Raw genomic sequence first — 19,934 nt, forward strand, 5'->3', positions numbered from 1 at the left:
CAATTCCTTTTGGGAGGAGTATATTGAGCCGCTCTGTTCTTCCTCTGTATTCCCCCTGTTTCCCCAGGCAAGTTTCAGCCGACTCGAATGAAGTTCTGTTCTTTCAGCCATTATTTGCTCGTTGGCATTAAAGAGTAACTAACGGCTAGTGCCGCCAAAGCGAAACAAAAAACTTTGGTAACTGGACACCTCGATTAGTTCGATCAAGCTCGATGGTGGGTAGGGCAGCACGGGCAATTCAGCCGCGTGGAAGCCACAATCCGGCAATTTTCGAAATGCCCGTTAAGTTAAATTACCGGTCCTGCCAAAGGGTAAGCGCAACAGACATCGAGCTGGATAGTCGAACCTAGCCTAGACCTGGCAAGATCCCACAACCGAGCCTTCACCACCCTGAGTCACAACCAGCACCATCGAACCGGAGCCAGATCGCACCGGATGGAAGCTTATATGCAGCAAGCAAGCCCGGGCTCTAGGTTAAGAAATGTTGCGCGATCGTCCTGCGGCAAAGTGGTTGTAACCCCGTCGCAGCGAAGCTTCTGTCAAGCGAGGGCTCGTCCGCAGCCTAGGCGGTAGGCTGCTCTGCATTGTGTCCGTTGGTATCATGCATGCTAGCCCGTTAACATTTTGCAATTCACAAGCGCGACTGATGGACATCTTGACTCTGGGTTGGGTTGGTATTTTCTCTCTTTTTACTTGGTCGATCGCGATGGTGATTTGGGGGCGTAACGGCTTCTAGTTTGGGGGAGTAACGGCTTCTAGGCATTCGCCGTTCCTCAAGAATTTCACGATCTCTAGTTGGGGTCGCAATGCTCTTCAAAAGGAAGATTAAGTATCGCGGCTCTTACTTTGATACTTCCACACCCACGCTCCTATTAGGCTCTCGAAACTGCCGTGACTGACGTTCCCTTTCTTAACTGGCTGTTTCTGGCGGCAATGGGGTTGCTGGTACTTGTCAGCAGCGGAATCTTGTATTTGACGGCTGCTGAGTGGCGCGATCGTCGCCGTCGGTCTCGAGACAAGCAATCCGGGCGTTAGCGCCTTTAACAATAACGCCAGAGGAGATTTAAGAAATAGCCGCCTGTTCTTACAAGAACAGGCGGCTATTTGTTTGCACGTCTTTACACGTGATGAAATTCTCATTGTTGCAATCGCGTGTTTGCGGTTGCGCGACTAGCTTTCCACTTGTTGCGGCTTAGCCGGTTTGACAGGCTTAGCCGGCTTAGCCAGTTTAGGTCTGGCCGGCTTACCGTCGGGCGTGAAGACGGGTTCTTTGTCCTTATCTTTGTCTGATTTGCGCGGTGACAACAGCATGTTCATGTTGCGCCCTTCCCGCTTAGGTAGCTGCTGGAGTTCGGCCAGCTCGCTTAAGTCAGTAGCCATACGGCGAAGTAAGGTTTCGGCAAGGTCTGCATGCTGAATTTCGCGTCCCCGGAACGTAACTGTTGCTTTTACCTTATCCCCACTTTTTAGGAAGCGCTTCGCTTGATTGATGCGCACTTCGTAGTCGTGGTCGTCAATCTTGTAGCGCATCTTGACTTCCTTGACTTCCGCCGAGTGTTGCTTCTTGCGCGCTTCCCGGGCACGGCGGTCTTGCTCGTATTTGTACTTGCCGTAATCCATGATCCGGCACACGGGCGGATCGGCTTTGTCGCTTACTAAAACGAGATCGAGATCGCGCTCGTCCGCCAACCGCCGTCCCTCATCTGGGGTTAAGATCCCGAGCTGCTCGCCTTCTGGTGAAATCAAGCGAATTTTTGGGAAGCGAATGTTGCGGTTAATGGGTGGAATGTCGCGGGACTGACGTCGTTGTTGTTTGTTGTTGTTCTTCACAGGCGTTGGTTTTAGCGTCGGCAGGTACGGCGATCGCGCGGGCCGCGCTCGGGCACCCTGTCATTTTACCGATCCTGCCTGAGATTCAGCTCGCAATGTTACGGAAGTTCCCACTGTAGTTCAATTGCTTGCTTGCGGCAAGGGAGATTGGCTTGCGGCGGGCTTTACACCAGTAGCGACCCTCGTACCCAGCGTTACGGCAACGCGGTATATTGTCGGTAGTGAGAATCGCTTACAAGCGGTAACATTTGCACTCACAATTGCATTTTTAAGCAAAACGCGAGGTTGGGAAGCATGGATTGGCGCATTCTGGTCGTATTGGCTCCGTTGGCGATCGCGGCATCCTGGGCACTGTACAACATCGGTGCCATGGCGCTCCGTCAAGCTCAGGATATTTTGAACAAGGAAAGCTAGAATCCGCAAGCCGGATTTTCCTGGCTACATCCCATCGGTTCCCGAACGCTGGGGGCCGTTTTTTTGACTGTTCGGTAGGCAAACAGTTCGGTAGGCAAACAGTCCATTTTGAAACGGGTGTTCGTCACCCGAGAAGGCATTTGCACCAGTCGCGCTCCTCTAGTACGAGCGAAATCCTGCCGATCCTGACTGCCCTCGGGCTAACGCGAGGATGCAATCCTCAATGAGTGGTGGCAACGGAGGGGAGCGTCCGGACCTTTTCCAAGACAGAAGTTTCGATTTGCTGTCGTTCGGGCTTGGCGCGTTTAACAGCAGATACTTAACCGCCATTTCGGGCTGTGCAACTAACCCGGTTGCAATCTGAAGTGAGGCTAGTCTAAGTTACCTGCGATTAGCTAGCGGATTCGAAGACTATTCGGGTTTGGAGACTTTAGCGCCTTCTTTAGCAGGCGCTGGATTCGTGCAGACCGCGCTCCCTATAATGTGGAGTAGCGAAACAAAACTACATGGAAACGGGCATCCGGGCACTGTAACGGTGTCGACTCGGCCCGTCAGGACTTAACTGCGAGGGAACGAAAGCGATCGATGGCTAAGATCGAAACCAGAACCGAGCCCATGGTGCTGAACATGGGGCCGCATCACCCATCAATGCACGGCGTGTTGCGCCTGATCGTCACCCTCGACGGGGAAGACGTGATCGATTGCGAGCCCGTGATCGGCTATCTCCACCGCGGAATGGAGAAAATCGCCGAAAATCGCACCAGTGTTATGTACGTCCCCTACGTCAGCCGCTGGGATTATGCTGCTGGGATGTTTAACGAGGCAATTACGGTTAACGCTCCCGAGCAACTGGCAGATATTGAAGTGCCCAGACGCGCGCAGTACATTCGCGCGATTATGCTCGAACTTAATCGAATTGCCAATCACCTGCTGTGGCTCGGTCCGTTCCTTGCCGACGTGGGGGCGCAAACACCATTCTTTTACATCTTCCGCGAGCGCGAGATTATCTACGATTTGTGGGAAGCGGCGACCGGTCAGCGAATGGTCAACAACAACTACTTCCGTATTGGCGGCGTTGCGGTCGACTTGCCTTACGGTTGGCTCGATAAGTGCCTGGATTTCTGCGACTATTTCTATCCTAAGGTCGATGAATACGAGCGCCTGATCACGAATAACCCCATTTTCCGCCGGCGCGTGGAAGGCGTCGGGACAATCTCGCGCGAGGAAGCAATCAACTGGGGACTTTCGGGTCCGATGTTGCGCGGGTCGGGTGTGCAGTGGGACCTGCGCAAAGTGGACCACTACGAGTGCTACGACGATTTCGACTGGGACGTGCAGTGGGAAACAACCGGCGATTGTTTCGCGCGCTATCTAGTGCGCGTCCGCGAGATGCGCGAGTCCGTAAAAATTCTTCGCCAAGCATGTAAGCAAATCCCTGGCGGACCTTACGAGAACCTTGAAGCCCGTCGCGAGGTAGAAGGGCGCAAGTCCCCGTGGAATGACTTCGAGTACCAGTACATCGCCAAGAAGGTGCCGCCGACGTTCAAGATTCCAGCGGGCGAGCACTACGTGCGATTGGAATCTGGCAAGGGCGAGTTGGGCATTTTTATCATCGGCAACAACAACGTTTTCCCTTGGCGTTGGAAGATCCGCGCTCCGGACTTCAACAACCTGCAAATCTTGCCACACCTGCTACGCGGCGTGAAGCTGGCTGATATCATGCCAATTCTTGGCAGTATCGATGTCATCATGGGCTCGGTGGATCGATAGAAAAATGCAATCGCACCACCCATATTCGCAGCTTGGTCAACGTAACCGCATTCTTCAGAAAATCGACAGGATTTCGGGCACCTCGATTAATTCGCTCAAGACCGAAGGTCGACAAAGCAGTAAGGGCATTTCAACTACCGATACGCCGCAATCCAGCATTTTTCGAGGTGCCCACAATTTTTCGGATGGATCGCTCGTGTCGTTGGCTAAGCAGATGCGTTCATCCCGGTAAAAACCCCGCGAACTTTCCTATAGGGCAAATGCATACTTGGAACCTAAGCTCGATTTTCGCAATCCGCGAGACTCGAGATGGACTTGTTGGGAACGGAGAGCTAAGCTTAAGCACTCCAGATAGCTGAAACCCTAATTCGGTCGCGGCACAAAAGTTTGTATGCATTTGCCCTAAACTCACCCATTAAATTGAAAATGCCGCACTACCTTCACCATTTGAAACGCGCTAAAACAGAGGCTTAGCAAGGCCTTGCGGATGGTGTGCGAGCAGAGGAGACGACATCGATGGTAAAGGCGATCGCCTTTCTGCTGGGGCTCGCGCTCGGACTAGCGGTAAGTTTTTACCAATCCCGCCGCCGCGATCGGCAGTTGCAGCAAGTCTTGGACGGCTGGCCTCAGGGCAGCACTGATGGCCGCACCGTCTCCCTTCTGCCGAGGTTGCGGCGCGACCTCGCCCGCAGCCACCACCACCACCACGTCTTAGAAAAGGCGATCGCTACCTGGCACCAAGCCGTTGACGGCGCACCGGTTGGGTACCTGCAAGTTGATGAAGACAACCAATTGCACTGGTGCAACCAACAAGCACGACACCTGCTGCAGATCGAGCGTTGGCAACCCGGTCAAGTACGGTTGTTATTGGAAGTGGTGAGGTCTTACGAACTCGATCGCCTGATTGAAAAAACGCGTCACACCCAACAGCTGCAAACCTGCGAGTGGCAGTTTCGCAATACCGATACAAACGTCCAGCATTGGCAATCTGCAGCCCGCGCTAGCGGAAGCGACCGCACCCTCGCGCTCAGAGCCACCGCTAGCGCCCTTCCAGCCGGCGCTGTTGGCGTTTTTCTGGAAAACCAACAGCCGCTTGTGGAGTTAAGACGATCGCGCGAGCGCGCCTTTGCCGACCTCACCCACGAATTGCGTACACCTCTGACGTCGATTCGGCTCGTAGCCGAAACGCTTCAAGGTCGGCTACGGCCGCCCGAAAAAACATGGGTTGAGCAATTGCTTCTAGAAGCCAATCGCTTGATTCACCTCGTGGAAGATTGGTTGGAAGTGACGCAGCTCGACCGCCAGCTCGACCGCCAGCTCCAACTCGAAACCGTTGTCCTGCAGGATTTAGTTTGTTCGGCTTGGGAGACCCTCGCACCGCTTGCTTGTCAGAAATCGCTGCAGCTCGTTTACGAGGAGTCGCAGCCGCTAACCTTACAAGCCGATCGCGCGCGCTTGCTACAAGTGTTTTTGAATCTGTTCGATAACGCCATCAAGTTCAGCCCCTATGCCGAAACGGTGCGCGTGCACGCGCAGCTCGCAGATAGCACCTCTGAAGCAAGCAACGAGCAGCTGATTGTAGACACAATCGACGCCGGCACGGGCTTCTCCGAATCGGACTTGAAACATGCTTGCGAACGTCGATATCGCGGGACAAACGCCCCGATACCGACAGCTATTTCTGCTTCTGATAGTCTGGCATCGGCGCGACCGGGCAGCGGACTCGGTCTGGCGATCGCGCAACAGATCGTCCGCGCCCATGGGGGGACAATTCGCGTGCAGAACCATCCCGAGACTGGGGGCGGTTGGTTGCGTCTGGAGCTTCCGCAAGTAACACTACTCCCCCGCCTGCCCTGAACGACCCTCCGGACCTACATCAGGGATTCCAAACTAACGTATCCCCGCGCTTCTGCAGCTAGCTGACGCGATTGCTTCAATGCTGCCACTATGCAACTGCAACGCCTGAGCATTGCCCCCGGCCAACTGGTTGCCGGCAAGATCCGCCTTACTTCCGAACAGCAGCATTACCTGCAGCGCGTTCTGCGCTTGCAGCCCGGAGCTCGTTTCATCGCACTCGACGGGTGCGGTTCCTCCTGGCTGAGCGAACTCAGCGAACCGTCTGCTGCGCGCGTCATCAGTCCTGTTGACGTCTGTAGCGAATTGGCGGCCGACATCACCTTGTTGGTCGCTCTCCCCAAAGGTAATGGCTTCGAAGAAACCATCCGCTGCTGCACCGAATTGGGCGCTGCCGCTTTCGTGCCCGTGTTAAGCGAACGCGCCCTACTTCGTCCGAGTGCGAACAGAGTTGCCCGTTGGCGGCGCATTGCCGCCGAAGCCGCCGAACAGTCCGAACGCGCTCTGATTCCCACGATCGCCGAGCCGCTGTCCTTCCCCGATGCGATCGCCCGATTTGCCACCGGGGCGCGTTATCTCTGCGTCGCCCGCCGCGACGCGCCCCACGCGATCGCTGCCATCACGCCCGGATCGCTGGTCATTGCCACCGGTCCGGAAGGCGGCTGGACCCCGACCGAAGTCGATATAGCGATCGCTGGCGGCTACCAGCCCGTTACCCTCGGACCCCGCATTTTGCGTGCTGTTACTGCCCCGATCGCCGTCATTGCCGCGATCGCTGCCCGGATCGAAGCCGGGCAGGAAAATCTTTAATACCTAGGGCATTGCGAGTCGGTCCCCGGCATTTCATCTGCCACCATCTGATACCAACTCTAGGAAGTGCTGCGACAGATGGCGGATCGGGATCGGTTACTCCTCGAGATTGTTTACCTCATCTGTCGTAGACCTTATACAAATTGGTATGACATCTGCAGTCGAGTGAACCCGAGGTCGAATCTGTTTTTTGGACATCGCAGCCGCCCTAAAGCACCTGGGCTACTCCGCTCTCGAGCGCTTTTAGACGATTGCCGCTTCCCACCACCACAACGATCCGTGGCCTCAGTAATTATCGCCCCGCTGGCAGGAAGCAAACGGCCGTTTTGACGAAGCAGTCGCCACCTATCGGAATTTTCGCCAGCTACGACCCATCTCAAACTTATCGCCCAAGTCCGCCGGGGACTGACTCGCGCCAAATCCACGCTGGCTGCTGACCGAAAACTCGAGGGCGATCGCTTCCGCGCAGCTGCTGGCCAATGCCCCTATCAATAACGAGACGGGAATATTCATGCTTGAGGCGATCGCGCCTTCCGAGCGGCAGCAAGCCGTCCGAACCCTCTTTCAGGTCGCGGGGCTGGAGGCTTACAACGCCAACCTCCGCCAGCCCGGGCGCAGATGGTAGCCAAAACAGGTCGGTCCCCTCGGCGGCCTGCGCGAGATCGCAACCGAACTATAAGATCTTGGCGTCCATTGCTCTCGGTCCCCCTCAACGCGATCGCTATACTCAATGTCTGCGCCGCGCGCTAACTGAGCCAACAAGTGAAAAGGGTCACCGCCAACTGCCTGGACGCCTTAGGTAAAGAGAAGACTATGTCCCTGACCTTAAGTGAAATCGGCTAGCTCCCGTTCTAACGGCTTCCGAAGTTCTGGGGCGATCTGGTTTGCAGCCCTCGCAAATCTCCAGAAGAGGCCGACCGCATGTGGACTAGTGTCGATTTAGACCAAATCCTCGACTCGCGCTTGCCTGGGCGTGGGTACATCTAACGCTTCAGCGATCGCTGTTACCAATTTCAGCAAACAATCTTGTTATCAGCCAACAAATGCCCCAGCGGTTGGACGACAGGTCAAAGCTTGCAACAGTTGTAACTCTACCTAAAGGAAGACCTTAGTAGAGCTCCCATACTCGATGAAATTAATACCTTTGGCGAATCAGCCATGGATGATACGTTGTTGCTGTGCCGGGTGAAATCCTACGTCGAATTTCGCCAACTGCAGCCATCGCTCTGGGACGAATCCATGCAGGCATACAGCGGATTCAGCCTTCATCCGTCTCCGCGATTTACTCGTTAGCTAACGGTTTCGAGCCTCGCCCGACGCACTTATGACAGGACCAAAGTAGTGGGCGCGCCCGCGCGTCGAATACCAGATTGGAACATCACGGGCTGCGCCCCCCTGCAGTTCGTAGATTGGGTTTTGAAAAGCCCTATCTCAAAAAGAGCGGATACAGAACAGATACACAACAGCGTTCGAAACGGAAATCTAACAACGGTGAAACTGACTTAGGAAACAGCGTCTTCCGCCTCTAAAATCGCCTTGGCTTCCTGCAAGCGCTGCAGGTGGTCGGGTCCGACCTCGGGATAGGCCAAATTCAAGCTGTCCAGCTTTTCATGGATGAAGTACCCAACGGCTAGCCGCGCAAACCACTTGCGATCGGCGGGGATGACGTGCCAAGGAGCCCATTTTGTGCTGGTGTGGGTAAGCGCGTCCTCGTATGCCTCCATATATTCGCCCCAATGCTCGCGCTCCCGAGCGTCGCTGACGGAAAATTTCCAGTTCTTCTCCGGGCGATCGATGCGCTCCAGAAACCGCTCCCGCTGCTCCTCTTTCGAAACATTTAAGAAAAATTTAAGAACGTGGATGCCACTATTGACCAAGTATTTTTCGAAGTTGTTGATCTCTTCAAAACGCTGTTTCCAGATGTGCTTGCCCTTCACCGCAGGCGGCAGCTGTTGACTATCCAATAGCTCGGGATGGACCCGAACGACCAACACCTCCTCGTAGTATGAGCGGTTGAAGATCCCGATTCGTCCTCGCTCTGGCAGCGCCTTGAACGAACGCCAAAGATAATCGTGATCGAGTTCTTCCGCTGAAGGCTGCTTGAAGCTAAATACCTGACACCCTTGAGGATTGATGCCCGACATGACATGTTTGATGGTGCTGTCTTTGCCCGCAGCATCCATGGCTTGGAAAATAATCAGTAAGGCATGGATGTTCTGGGCGTAAAGCATGTCTTGAAACTCGGCCAGCCTCCCGACGCCTGTTGCCAAAACTTCTCGAGCTGTGTCTTTCTGAAGCTTGCCAGTATAGCGCGTGTCGTATTCTTTTAGTCGCACCTTGCTACCAGGGACAACAAGCATCTTTTCTGGAGCAAGAGCATCAATGAGCGAGTCTTTGTCTTTCATGTTTCCCCTCGATTCACTTGGCTGTTTCTGCTGCAGGGAGCATTTCTGCAATCAAACTCAGTAATTAAATTATTATCTCATTTAAAAATAATGGTTGTGTTGACTCGAGCGACTCAGCTGAGCGACTGCAGCCCGCAAGCCACAGACCGCTGTAGTTTTCCTGCACTCCACCTCGCCATTGACTTGGAGAGTCGGGCCGCGCGGTGGCAATTGCGCAGACGTCCCGGCGATCGCGTCGAGAACCGGATAGCTTTCGGTTACGCTGGTAGCGACGAACTGACTACCGAAGCGATCGCCCTGCCGAGATGACTGACGTGCCGCGCTCCAAACCGCAACCAGAATCGAAAGCATCACAAGAACCAAAAAAAGACTCCACCCTCGCCGAAATTCGAACCACTCGCGTCGAGAAAATCGCGCAACTCCAAGCTGCCGGACTGAACCCCTTTGCCTACAAATGGGACGTCACGCACCATGCGGCCGAGTTGCAGGAAAAATATGCCGACCTCGGCAGCGGCAAAGAATGCGACGATACGGTTGCGATCGCGGGACGGATCTTGACCCGGCGCGTCTTTGGCAAATTGGCATTTTTCGTGTTGCAAGATGAAACGGGGACGATCCAGCTTTACCTCGATAAAAAGCGCATCGGCGCATCGATGGCGGCTTTACCCAACGCCTTTAATCTGCTGAAGAACCTGACTGATGCGGGCGATTTCCTTGGCGTAAAAGGTACCCTCAAGCGGACGGACAAAGGCGAGCTGTCGATTGCCGTTAGCGAGTTTGAAATTCTCACCAAGTCCCTACTACCGCTGCCGGATAAGTGGCACGGACTCACCGACACCGAAAAACGTTACCGCCAGCGTTACGTTGATTTGATCGTCAATCCAGAGGTCCGCGCGACCTTCCGGCGGCGCGCGCAAATCATTGCCAAATTGCGACGCTTTCTCGAAGATCGCGGCTTCCTGGAAATCGAAACGCCCGTACTCCAACCCGAAGCTGGTGGGGCTGACGCGCGGCCGTTCGTGACTTATCACAATACCTTGGACATGCCGCTTTACCTGCGGATTGCTACCGAGCTGCACCTCAAGCGCTTGATAGTCGGCGGTTTCGAGCGCGTATTCGAGATCGGGCGTATCTTTCGCAACGAAGGCGTGTCCACGCGTCACAATCCGGAGTTCACTTCGGTTGAGCTTTACCAAGCTTATGCCGACTATCACGACATGATGGCGCTCACAGAAGAGGCGATCGCGGCCATCGCCTCGGATGTCCTCGGCACGCTCGAGATCGAGTACCAAGGTCAAACGATCGATTTGACACCCCCCTGGCGGCGCGCGACCATGCACGATCTCGTTCGCGAACAAACCGGCGTTGATTTCGCGCAGTTCGAGTCCTTCGCCGAGGCTAAGGCAGCGGCAGTGGCAGCTGGAGTCAGGGTCCCGGACAACTGCTCCACGCTCGGGAAACTTCTCAATGAAGCCTTCGAACAATTGGTTGAATCAACCTTGATTCAACCGACCTTTGCGATTGATTTCCCGATCGAAATCTCGCCTCTGGCTAAACCCCACCGATCGCGTCCCGGTTTGGTCGAACGCTTCGAACTTTATGTTGTCGGCCGAGAACACGCGAACAGCTTCTCCGAGCTGACGGATCCCCTCGACCAACGCGATCGCCTGGAAGAACAGGCACGCCGCAAAGCTGCCGGCGACTTGGAAGCTCAGGGCGTCGATGAAGACTTTCTAACCGCGCTGGAATTCGGCATGCCGCCGACTGGCGGCCTCGGTATCGGAATCGATCGCCTGGTCATGCTCTTAACTGACGCGCCCAGCATCCGCGACGTCATTGCATTCCCACTTTTGAAGTCGCAAAGTTCAGCTGCGGAGAAGTTCGGGGACTAGTAGGGCTAGGGAACGCGAAAGGGTGAAATCGCCTGAAATCGCAGCTCCGGCAAGGAGCGCGCGGGAGCGCAACGGCAAGCAAACTTCCTATGCCAAGGCTGCGTGCCCCAGTGCCAACGCGATCGCCACCAGCGCTCCGACAGTCGTGTTGATGATGTTAACGACCTCGTTGGTCATCCAGGTGACTTTCGCCTGAATTGTTGCTCCGATCGCGCTTTCTACCGTCGTCGCGACAAATGCAGCGATCGCGCACCACAATACGCCCCAGAGGTCAATGGCACCCACACCCCAGCTCACGCCGGCGATCGCCAGGGACCCGACGATACCGGCCAGGGTTCCTTCCAAACTGACTGCACCTTCGGTTCCTGGCGGGACCGGCTTGAGCGTTGTCACCAGAAACGTACGCCGCCCGTATGCTTTGCCGATTTCGCTCGCCACCGTATCTGATAGCTTCGTACTAAAACTGGCCGCATAACCCAAGATCAACAGCGACGCGATCGCGCGATCGCCGTGCAACCCATCCACCAGACCGACCCCGACCGCGCAGAGTGCGCCCGTCAGTGCCGAGCCCCAAACGTTCTCAGGACCGCGCGCGCCCGACCGTCCTTCGGCGATACCGGCAGCTTCCTTGCGGGCCATCCCCACGCGGGTAACGGCCGACCCAAGGATAAAATAAGCTGCCAAGATCGCGTAACCCGACGAGCCAAGGGTGCCCCAAACCAATACACCCAAAATCCACGCATGGACAATGCCGGCAAGCGTCAGGAGCTGCTTGGGCAGCACCCGGACGATCGCCAGCAACCCGGCGTTGAGCGCGATCGCGATCGCCCACGGATTTTGTGCAAGGGCTGTCAAACCGTTCATTTCTAGCTCCTGCTATGCGAGCGCGGTCTGCGAGCTGGACTGACTCCGGACTCACTCTTCCGGCGGCATTGTCACAGTCAGACTACCATCAGGAGCGACTTCGACGGACCCGCCCAGTTGGCGAATGCGATCGGCAGCATACCGCTGTACGTTTAAATCGGTGGTGTTTTGGAGGACGATACGCCACGAACTAGCCTGAACCCAGCGACTATCGGGGTTTGATGCCAGGAAGCGGGCAAGTTGCGCAGCTCTCTTCGAGCGTCGTTCGGACATGGGATTGTCCTGTTGGCTTGCCCAAGCGGATGCCTGTTCGAAGGATCGCTGGGCTGCATCGGTATCGCCTAAAAGCAGCAGCTCGTCGATAGCCTTAAAACGCCAAACCAGATCGGAGAGCGGCAGTTCTGGCTGCAAGTGTTTCAACCCTTGTTGATATATTGCCACCGATTTGTCTGGCTGGCCCGCGTACAGCGAATTGACGATGCCGAGGCTTATATAGGCACTGATGAAGCGCGGGTCGTTGGCGATAGTCGCTAGGAAATAATCGTCGGCGAGTTCGAAACCCATCTGTTGGCGCTCGCCTGAGCTACCAAAGTACTGCAGGAACTGCAAATAAACCCAGTCGGCTACGAGGTTGCGCAAACCAAGGTTAGAGGTTTGGGAAAGCAGATTGAGGCGTAATGACGTTGCTGCTTCCCGAGACTCGAGACGCTGCGTGTAGAACGCAGCGTCAGAGTTACTTGCTTTCAGGCGGAGGAATTGCAGTCCTACGACCCCAAGACAGCACAAGGCGATGGCGATCGCGGCAATTCGTCTGGACACGAACTATTTTCCTACTCCACTCTATTTTCAAGATAACAAACCCCGCACCTAGAGCAGCAGAAAGGCAAGTTGCAAAAAGTGCGGGGAGTTGCTAGAAAATACGAGATAGTTGCCCAAGAACAGTTATAGCTGCGGACAAGTAAACACTAGCAAGCGTTGTCTTCAATTGTAGACTCAGTACCATCTTGGAGTACTCGGCCACACCAATTGCCTAGAGTAGAGCTGCTGGTGGCGCCACTTGGGGCTGCTTGAGCAAAAGTTTCAGCGGCAGTAGTGCCGGGTAAAATCTCGTAAGTCCAGTTATTGGTTACGGCGTCGTTGGTGCCGACTGCTTGTCCCCCAGCACCATTGGAGAATATGACCTCACTATCGAGCTCATCGAAGTTAGCAGCGAAGGAGGGATTGTCCAAGCGGTAGGCTTGCTGAGCGCGATTGATTACACCCAAATTGGCTTGCGCTTCGGAAGCTCGAGCCTTGTCAGCTTGGTTTAGGAAGTTGGGCAGAGCGATCGCGGACAGGATGGCGATGATGATGATTACAACTAGCAGTTCGATCAGAGTAAAGCCTTTGTTGCTGGACTTGCGAGCCAGCAGCTGGAGAAGCTTGGCTTGGAATTGAGCTTTCATGGAGTGTTTCTCCGAGAATTTAGCGAGGTGGTTACCTGAGGTTTAGTGGTCCCTCGCACCTAACGTACCCAGCCCTCTCAAGCAAGCGATCGTCTAATGGAAAAAACGATTTTCTATGAGTAACCTTGTGGAGCAGAAAGCCAGCTCTTGCAGGACTGACAGTCCGATTTGCGCGGTTTTGACGCGATCTAGCAGCTGTTCTCAGCGAGATAGCGACCTTCACCCTTCAGAGAAAAAAAGTTCTAGGACGTGTAGGCGCGGGTGCAGGAAAACCCCGGCGGCGTCCAACACAACCCAACGCGCTCGATATTTCAATTGCGGCAGGCGTAAAACTGAGCGTAACGGCGAGCAGGATCGGTTGCGACTGGCACGGCTCCGCCAAGCCAACGGCGCAGGCCGTATTCCCGACGTAGGCTGAGCGAGAAGGCCTCGGCATCGACGGAGGCTCGTCGGCATTGAAGGAATCTGAATAGCTTTCAGATATCGATCTACGCCCGCAGAAAAAAAGAGCGGGGTTGCAACGGGTTGGCGGGCGATCGCGCCCTCTAATCCAGGCGATCGCACCAGCCAGTTCTTCACCGCGCAAGTCAGCGACGATCGTGCACCGATGCCCGCTTCAAACGTTTCATTCGCCGTTGTCGGAACCCAAGCGCTATTTTCCGGTCAAACCGTGCTGCGACTTGCAATTTTTCGTTGATGCCGGCGGTGCGTTAGCCCTGACGGCGGTAAGGGCAAGCGAGCTGCATGCGAGCGATCCGTACTGACCTCCAATCTGTCGTGCCCGCGAAGCATTCTGGTTATCTAAACGCCCTTCTGAAGTTCAAATCAGGTTCCTTAAAACACATGACTATCTCGCCGACTCGCCCCCGGACCACCGCCCGCCGCAATGCCGCTGCTCCAAATGCGGCCTACCGCCAACTGACCGGCGATTTGAAGCGCGTTCGCGCTCGCGTGGAGACCCTGGAGCAAAAAAACCGCCAGCTGCAGCAGCAGAACCGCCTATTGCAGGAATATTTAGGGCGCTTCGTACAGGCGTCGCAATACTTACAGCAAGCCAGTGCAGAAGTTCGGTCGGTCGGCAGCGATCGCGCCGGGCGGCAGCCGGATTTGCCGCCGTTTGCAATTGCGCCGACCCATGCAGAGATTCGCGCGACCCGTCGTCCGTCTCGCAATCGCAACGTGGAGGGCACCAGCGTCTGGGTAGTGGTGATTTTAATGGTGGCGATCGTCGCGTCGTTTACGGGGTTGGGCTACGCAATTGTCAGACCCCTTATGCCGCCGCAGCGATGATTGTATCGGTCGGACGCCAGGTTGCGAGCGCGCTCTGTCCAGTTACGGTCGCTGGCTCTGCCTGGAGTGGAACCCGCCACCGAGCGATCGCTTCAAGTAGATAGTGATGTCTTGCCGCAGCAAGATATGATCGAGATCTCTGTATTCGAGTGACTCGAATAAACAAGGGTCCAGCTCCAGCGCATCAGAGATACCAGCAAACATTTAAAGCTGATGAACTAGTACGACGACTAGCCATGAATCTTCCTCTCGCGTGTAGGTTCGCCGCGCTTGCGGTGGCAACGATCTCGGCATTTGCAACTGCGGGCGGCGCACGCGCGCAAGCGACCTTCGGACAGCAAGAAGTAGAACAGACCGATTTCGTTGCGATCGCGTCGCCCTATGGTAACGGTCAGCACCAGTTGCTAATTCTGGAGCAGACCAACAACGAACGCCCTTGCTGGAGCGAGAGCGAGAGCGCTGCTGGGGGCGGGCCGGTCCGTGTCGAACCACTGCTATTGGATTTCGACTTCAGCGGAATTTGCGCCCGCAGCACCGATGGCAACGGTTACTCGCTTCGGATGAGCGGCCAGGACTTGGGGCTGGATTATATTCTGCGTATCGTGCAGTATAACGGCGAGCTGGTGTTGGTTGGAACGCCGCGCGTCGATCCAAATGCCCCGGACATTGTTGTCGGGCGCACGTACGCCAACGGCAGAGACTATTTCAAGATTTTCCTGGAGCCTGGCTGGCGTTTTGCCAAGCGCACCTATGGCGATCGCGTACTCGGTCACATTTACTTAGCAACCGATGCGTCGCTGGGCAGCACCGTTCTAAGTGGCAACGGGGACGGCGGAGCAGTCCAGCCTAGCGTGCAGATTCCCGTCGCACAACCGGAAACCTTTGAACCTGCTGTCGCGGAACCTGCCGTCGCTCAACCGCAAAATGTTTTGCCGCCTGTGCCGCCTGTGCCGCAAAACGGTTTGCCGCCCGTGCCACCTGCACCGCCGGCAGATTTCTAAATCGAGCTTTCGCCCATTGAGCCCGCGTTAGGCATCGCTTCAAGGCTTTAAACCCTTCCTCTGCTCGTGTTACGGACTTGGCGGGAAAGGTCGATGTTGACGGTCTGCTCCCACTCGCGGAAGAGTCTTGGCGATCGCTTTCGATGTCATTCCTCGAGAGGGTTGTTGCCGACAGCAACAAGCAGCGTTTCACTGTTGAAGACTTTCGCGCCAGAATTCTCCCCAACCCTAGGAATGCCGTCCCCGTCGATCTGGATCTTGCGCCCCGCCAACCACCAAACGAGTTGTTTCACCCCACGGAAACGCGGTTCCTGGCTTCGATTCGGGCGGAAGGATTGTCTAGCAGGAGCCGACCACACGTTCTCCTTTCCCAGGACGCAATTCCGCCGCTACGTTCGGCTAACGACATGGAAAGCCAGTGGTGCAAAGCGTTACCGCCGGACAATTGCACGCAGATAGCTACCGTTTCAATTTGCCCGGGAATGGTGTTAGGCTGACCGATCGTGTCCAAATTGCCTATATGGGGTCCCCAACTGACGACAAATCGAACGGACGCTAGACTGAACTCTAAGCCTAGTGCGCGAGCATAAAAACGACGCTCCAATTGCTCCTCTAGCCTCGATACCCACTCATGTCGAATCCCTCCGAGCCTAAGATTTGGGTGAACGAACAGTACGACCCCGGCGGGTTGTTGTATGCCTGTATTGCTAGCTGCAACGAAACTCGCGCGCGCGACTGCCACGAGTCGTTTCTCAAAAACCTCACCGAAGAGCAAAAATCTGACGGCTGGACGGCATGCTTGCGCACGGTCAACTCCTGGGATGAGGTTCCCGCAAGTGCCCTCAAAATTAGCTGAGCCTGGCAGGATGCGATCGAATCGTCCCTACTTTTCCAGTCGCACTACGTACCACTGCAGGTATTCGCCGGGACCTGGATCGAACTCGCAAGACGTCGACAGGAGGTGATGAGCTTGTTCGGAAACGGTTGCAAATTTCTGAAGATCGCGCGGCAAATCGTCCTGGCGATCGCTTAGGATGCCGGTCAGTTTCTCTAACAATTCGGCCGCGCTGAGAAATTGCTCGGGTTGTCCGGTTTCGAGCACGACATAGCCGTCCTCTTGATACATAATGGGGTCTGGCATGGCGTTCGGTCCCGCTCGGAACGCCCATCAGTCTAGCATTGCTGCTGCTGTTGCTCCGCCACAAATGCCTCAGCCACGGCCCTTACTAAGGTCCTCCAAAAGTATCAATACGAGAATCGGTGCGGAAGACAGTAGACTCAATGCCGGCTCGATTCCATTTCGCGCACGCACACTTCTACGACCAAACTCATGAGCAATACTCGCCGCGAGCGCGATTCGATGGGCGATCGCGAATTGCCAGCAGATGTTTACTACGGCATCCAAACGCTCCGCGCAAGGGAAAACTTTCCGATTAGCGGTCTCAGACCGCTGCCAATATACGTCGATGCATTTCTGTTGCTCAAAAAAGCGACTGCGATTGCCAATGGCGACCTCGGTTGCATTCCTCCCGAAGTCAGCGCAGCGATCGCCCGGGCAGCAGACGACATCCTTAGCGGTCAACTCCGAGATCAGTTTGTTGTTGATGTTTATCAAGCTGGGGCGGGCACGTCTCACCACATGAACGTCAACGAAGTGCTAGCCAACCGCGCCCTGGAGATTCTCGGTGCGGAGAAAGGTGATTACAAACGCGTTAGTCCCAACGACAGTGTCAACTACGGTCAGTCCACCAACGACACGGTGCCCACGGCCATTCGCATCGGCAGCTTGTTGGCTCTGGAGCATTCCCTCTATCCGGGATTGCACGACGCGATCGCCGCCCTAGATGAAAAATCCCTCGCCTTCCGCAACCTGGTGCGCTCCGGTCGCACGCACTTGCAAGATGCCGTCCCCGTGCGCCTCGGCGAAACCTTCCACGCGTGGAGCCAGATCCTCCGCGACCACCGCACGCGCATCGAGCAAGCGGCAACGGACTTGCAGCAGCTCGGCATCGGCGGCAGCGCCACCGGCACGGGATTGAATACTCACCCGCAGTATCGCGATCGCGTCGTAGCGCTGCTAAGCGAATTCCTCGGGCAACCGCTGCAAAGCGCACCGAATCTGATGGCTGCGATGCAAAGCATGGCACCGTTCGTGCGCGTGTCCGGGTCGCTCCGCAACCTCGCGCAGGACTTAGCAAAGATTTCCCACGACCTGCGGCTGTTGGATTCGGGACCGAAAACTGGCTTCAAGGAAATTCAACTGCCGCCCGTGCAGCCGGGCTCGTCGATCATGCCGGGTAAATACAACCCGGTCATTGCCGAGATGATGACGATGGTGTGCTTCCAGGTTATGGGCTTTGACAGTGCGATCGCCCTGGCTGCCCAAGCCGGTCAGCTCGAACTCAACATCACGATGCCGCTGATCGCCTACAACCTCATTCACAGCATCGAAATCCTCGGCAGTGCTCTATCGGTGCTTGCCGAGAAATGCCTGCGCGGCATCGAAGCCCGACGCGATCGCTGCCGCGACTATGCCGAAGCTAGTCTGGCACTTGTAACGGCGCTGAATCCCCACATCGGCTATCTCAACGCTGCTGACGTGGCTAAAGAGTCGCTGGCAACGGGCAAATCGATCCGCGCGATCGTGCTGGAGCGCAATTTGATGAGCGCCGAAGCGTTAGCCCAAGTGTTGGATCTCGAAGCGATGAGCGCACCCCACGGATTGCCAAACTAGGACCTCAAACTGGCGAACGTGCATCGCGCGCGGGCGATCGCCGGTTGGCTACCAGCAAGTGCATGCCGACCTCAACCAGCCCGTTACCCGCAACCCAAACTGCGCAGCGGGGGTTAAGACCCGGTCTTGGCGGCCGGTCGGAAGAGATGTGCGTGTTGTGGATGATACAGGTGCGATCGCGCGGCGGTGAGTCCATTCAATGCAGGGCTGATGAGGTATAGCGTCGTGCGAATAAACTGCTCTAACTGACTAACCGCAGCCATATGTGCTAGCGACGTAACGCGAATTTTCTCGTCCGGCCAGCCGAGACGGTAGCAGATGGCAACGGGAGTATCGGCTGGATAGTGAAGCAGCAGCTGCGCTTGCGCGGTCTCGACGTGCCGCGCTGCCAGATACAATGCCAAACTCGCGCGGTGAGCAGCTAGCGACGACAGTTCCTCAGCTGCCGGTACCGCCGATGCCCGGCCGCTCGGTCGCGTCAAGATAATCGTTTGCACCAGCTCGGGGACGGTCAGTTCCACACCGAGCTTTGCCGCAGCATCCTGAAAGGCGCTGATGCCCGGAATCAACTCGTAGGAGACTCCAGCCTTGGCGAGGGCGCGCGTCTGTTCGTGAACGGCACTATAAAGCGTCAGGTCACCCGAATGAACTCGCGCAACAGACAAGCCCGCGCGCACGCGATCGATCATGAGCGGCACGATCGCCTCCAGCGTCAGACTGCCCGTCCTCACGCGTTCGGCATCGGCACGGGCATCAGCAAAAATCTGCGGCGGCACCAGCGAGTCGGCATAGACGATAACATCAGCACGATCGATCGTGCGTTTGGCTTTCAGCGCGAGCAGCTCCGGGTCGCCCGGTCCGGCTCCCACAAAATAGACGGCTGGCGCGAGCGCTGCAGGTGCAGACATGGTAGATAAGGTAGTACGGAGCGAGTGCAGCTACACGTTAACAGGTCTCCAAGCAACGAGCCCGTTGCCAATCGGCGATCGCCACGCCAGAACCGACTTACCTGGGAATAGATTTGGTGGCGATCGAGCAACCGAGCCGGAGCCCATTCAGGGAGCCCATTCGGAGTTCGGTGTGGTTGTTCCACTCGATTGTTAGGATCGAATCGCCTCAGGCAGCCCACGCATGTGAAATCGTGTCTGCCTGGCGTCTTCGTTGCAGTGCAAACTTATGACCAAAGCCGACTCTCACCGCGATCGCGTGAACGCCCATCGCGCTCCCGCCCACTCGAGCGACCCCGAGGCGATCGCGGCTGATGCAGATTCGCCCCACACCCATGCCCATGCTCACGTCCACGACCCCGAGTCACTGCGCCGCATCGTTAACCGCCTGTCGCGGCTGGAGGGACACATTCGCGGGGTGAAGTCGATGGTTGCCGATAGCCGTCCGTGTCCAGAAGTGCTGATGCAAATTGCTGCTGTTCGCGGCGCACTCGATCGCGTGGCGCGCATGATCCTCGACGAACACCTCAGCGAATGCATCGCCCGGGCTGCTGAGGAAGGCAACATCGAATCGGAAATTGAAGAACTCAAAGCCGCACTCGATCGCTTCTTCCCCTAGTGCTGGGCCAAGCAAACTGCTGAGAAACGGGCGATAATCGGGACGTTTCTTCCCTGAGC

The 19,934-nt window shown here is 56.2% G+C and carries 22 protein-coding genes and 1 pseudogene; 16 read left to right on the forward strand and 7 right to left on the reverse strand.

Features of this window, described 5'->3' with window-relative positions:
* Nucleotides 1–646 precede the first annotated feature (646 nt).
* Together petN and KR51_RS19040 are read left to right on the forward strand one after the other, a co-directional pair.
* Nucleotides 647–736 (forward strand): cytochrome b6-f complex subunit PetN, encoded by a 90-nt coding sequence (gene petN, locus KR51_RS17870; protein WP_071783179.1) that lies wholly within the window; start codon nucleotides 647–649, stop codon nucleotides 734–736.
* A 155-nt stretch (nucleotides 737–891) separates the two neighbouring features.
* Nucleotides 892–1,035, forward strand: a complete 144-nt coding sequence (locus tag KR51_RS19040; RefSeq protein WP_156914904.1) for a hypothetical protein — start codon at nucleotides 892–894, stop codon at nucleotides 1,033–1,035.
* Between the two features lie 255 nt (nucleotides 1,036–1,290).
* Here KR51_RS19040 and infC read toward each other — a convergent pair.
* Nucleotides 1,291–1,830: pseudogene (infC, locus tag KR51_RS01045) on the reverse strand (translation initiation factor IF-3); the annotation flags it as partial.
* Between the two features lie 294 nt (nucleotides 1,831–2,124).
* Here infC and KR51_RS01050 point away from each other — a divergent pair.
* From KR51_RS01050 to KR51_RS01065, 4 genes are all read left to right on the forward strand, one after another.
* A complete protein-coding gene (locus KR51_RS01050; RefSeq protein ID WP_022603957.1) occupies nucleotides 2,125–2,244 on the forward strand; it encodes a photosystem II protein Y in 120 nt (39 codons plus the stop codon).
* A 585-nt stretch (nucleotides 2,245–2,829) separates the two neighbouring features.
* Nucleotides 2,830–4,014, forward strand: a complete 1,185-nt coding sequence (locus tag KR51_RS01055; protein ID WP_022603959.1) for an NAD(P)H-quinone oxidoreductase subunit H — start codon at nucleotides 2,830–2,832, stop codon at nucleotides 4,012–4,014.
* A gap of 516 nt (nucleotides 4,015–4,530) precedes the next feature.
* Complete coding sequence (locus KR51_RS01060; RefSeq protein ID WP_022603961.1) at nucleotides 4,531–5,871, forward strand: sensor histidine kinase; 1,341 nt, start codon at nucleotides 4,531–4,533, stop codon at nucleotides 5,869–5,871.
* Between the two features lie 90 nt (nucleotides 5,872–5,961).
* Nucleotides 5,962–6,678 (forward strand): 16S rRNA (uracil(1498)-N(3))-methyltransferase, encoded by a 717-nt coding sequence (locus tag KR51_RS01065; RefSeq protein WP_022603962.1) that lies wholly within the window; start codon nucleotides 5,962–5,964, stop codon nucleotides 6,676–6,678.
* A gap of 1,502 nt (nucleotides 6,679–8,180) precedes the next feature.
* On the opposite strand, the gene KR51_RS01070 is transcribed toward KR51_RS01065, so the two are convergent.
* Nucleotides 8,181–9,083: a polyphosphate kinase 2 family protein gene (locus KR51_RS01070; protein WP_022603964.1), complete on the reverse strand. Its 903-nt coding sequence runs from the start codon at nucleotides 9,081–9,083 to the stop codon at nucleotides 8,181–8,183.
* Nucleotides 9,084–9,173: 90 nt separating this feature from the next.
* Between KR51_RS01070 and KR51_RS01075 the strand changes: the two genes are divergently transcribed.
* Both KR51_RS01075 and lysS read left to right on the forward strand, forming a co-directional pair.
* Nucleotides 9,174–9,392, forward strand: a complete 219-nt coding sequence (locus tag KR51_RS01075) for a hypothetical protein (protein ID WP_022603965.1) — start codon at nucleotides 9,174–9,176, stop codon at nucleotides 9,390–9,392.
* 5 nt (nucleotides 9,393–9,397) lie between these two features.
* Nucleotides 9,398–10,975, forward strand: a complete 1,578-nt coding sequence (gene lysS / locus KR51_RS01080) for a lysine--tRNA ligase (protein WP_269634858.1) — start codon at nucleotides 9,398–9,400, stop codon at nucleotides 10,973–10,975.
* 87 nt (nucleotides 10,976–11,062) lie between these two features.
* On the opposite strand, the gene KR51_RS01085 is transcribed toward lysS, so the two are convergent.
* From KR51_RS01085 to KR51_RS17125, 3 genes are all read right to left on the reverse strand, one after another.
* Complete coding sequence (locus tag KR51_RS01085; protein ID WP_022603969.1) at nucleotides 11,063–11,839, reverse strand: TIGR00297 family protein; 777 nt, start codon at nucleotides 11,837–11,839, stop codon at nucleotides 11,063–11,065.
* 51 nt (nucleotides 11,840–11,890) lie between these two features.
* Nucleotides 11,891–12,658, reverse strand: a complete 768-nt coding sequence (locus KR51_RS01090) for a hypothetical protein (RefSeq protein ID WP_022603970.1) — start codon at nucleotides 12,656–12,658, stop codon at nucleotides 11,891–11,893.
* A gap of 146 nt (nucleotides 12,659–12,804) precedes the next feature.
* On the reverse strand, nucleotides 12,805–13,284 hold the full coding sequence (locus KR51_RS17125; RefSeq protein ID WP_022603972.1) for a type IV pilin-like G/H family protein: 480 nt from the start codon (nucleotides 13,282–13,284) through the stop codon (nucleotides 12,805–12,807).
* 515 nt (nucleotides 13,285–13,799) lie between these two features.
* Between KR51_RS17125 and KR51_RS01100 the strand changes: the two genes are divergently transcribed.
* The 5 genes from KR51_RS01100 to KR51_RS01120 all read left to right on the forward strand — a co-directional run bounded on the left by KR51_RS01100 (nucleotide 13,800) and on the right by KR51_RS01120 (nucleotide 16,431).
* Nucleotides 13,800–14,048, forward strand: coding sequence for a hypothetical protein (locus tag KR51_RS01100; RefSeq protein WP_040654654.1), 249 nt, complete (start codon nucleotides 13,800–13,802; stop codon nucleotides 14,046–14,048).
* Nucleotides 14,049–14,127: 79 nt separating this feature from the next.
* Nucleotides 14,128–14,574 carry a hypothetical protein gene (locus tag KR51_RS01105; RefSeq protein ID WP_040654655.1) on the forward strand — a complete coding sequence of 149 codons (447 nt, stop codon included), beginning with the start codon at nucleotides 14,128–14,130 and terminating at the stop codon, nucleotides 14,572–14,574.
* 236 nt (nucleotides 14,575–14,810) lie between these two features.
* Nucleotides 14,811–15,575 (forward strand): DUF3747 domain-containing protein, encoded by a 765-nt coding sequence (locus KR51_RS01110; protein WP_022603978.1) that lies wholly within the window; start codon nucleotides 14,811–14,813, stop codon nucleotides 15,573–15,575.
* A gap of 77 nt (nucleotides 15,576–15,652) precedes the next feature.
* Nucleotides 15,653–16,072 (forward strand): RNA 2'-phosphotransferase, encoded by a 420-nt coding sequence (locus KR51_RS21130; RefSeq protein ID WP_071783180.1) that lies wholly within the window; start codon nucleotides 15,653–15,655, stop codon nucleotides 16,070–16,072.
* 134 nt (nucleotides 16,073–16,206) lie between these two features.
* Nucleotides 16,207–16,431, forward strand: a complete 225-nt coding sequence (locus KR51_RS01120; protein ID WP_022603979.1) for a hypothetical protein — start codon at nucleotides 16,207–16,209, stop codon at nucleotides 16,429–16,431.
* 27 nt (nucleotides 16,432–16,458) lie between these two features.
* Here the strand turns inward: KR51_RS01120 and KR51_RS01125 are convergent, their stop codons facing one another.
* Entirely contained in the window at nucleotides 16,459–16,716 is a 258-nt protein-coding gene (locus KR51_RS01125; RefSeq protein WP_022603981.1) for a chlororespiratory reduction protein 7, read from the reverse strand.
* Nucleotides 16,717–16,905: 189 nt separating this feature from the next.
* On the opposite strand from KR51_RS01125, the gene KR51_RS01130 reads away from it, so the two are divergent.
* On the forward strand, nucleotides 16,906–18,309 hold the full coding sequence (locus tag KR51_RS01130; protein WP_022603983.1) for an aspartate ammonia-lyase: 1,404 nt from the start codon (nucleotides 16,906–16,908) through the stop codon (nucleotides 18,307–18,309).
* A 113-nt stretch (nucleotides 18,310–18,422) separates the two neighbouring features.
* Here the strand turns inward: KR51_RS01130 and cobM are convergent, their stop codons facing one another.
* On the reverse strand, nucleotides 18,423–19,217 hold the full coding sequence (gene cobM, locus KR51_RS01135; RefSeq protein WP_022603986.1) for a precorrin-4 C(11)-methyltransferase: 795 nt from the start codon (nucleotides 19,215–19,217) through the stop codon (nucleotides 18,423–18,425).
* Here cobM and KR51_RS19045 point away from each other — a divergent pair.
* Both KR51_RS19045 and KR51_RS01140 read left to right on the forward strand, forming a co-directional pair.
* The gene (locus tag KR51_RS19045) at nucleotides 19,216–19,413 is read left to right on the forward strand and encodes a hypothetical protein (RefSeq protein WP_156914906.1); all 198 of its coding nucleotides are present in this window, start codon (nucleotides 19,216–19,218) and stop codon (nucleotides 19,411–19,413) included. The two genes, cobM and KR51_RS19045, sit on opposite strands and share 2 nt — an antisense overlap.
* Nucleotides 19,414–19,485: 72 nt before the next feature.
* The gene (locus KR51_RS01140; protein WP_022603988.1) at nucleotides 19,486–19,875 is read left to right on the forward strand and encodes a metal-sensing transcriptional repressor; all 390 of its coding nucleotides are present in this window, start codon (nucleotides 19,486–19,488) and stop codon (nucleotides 19,873–19,875) included.
* Nucleotides 19,876–19,934 lie beyond the last annotated feature (59 nt).

Source organism: Rubidibacter lacunae KORDI 51-2 (assembly GCF_000473895.1).
Lineage (GTDB): Bacteria > Cyanobacteriota > Cyanobacteriia > Cyanobacteriales > Rubidibacteraceae > Rubidibacter > Rubidibacter lacunae.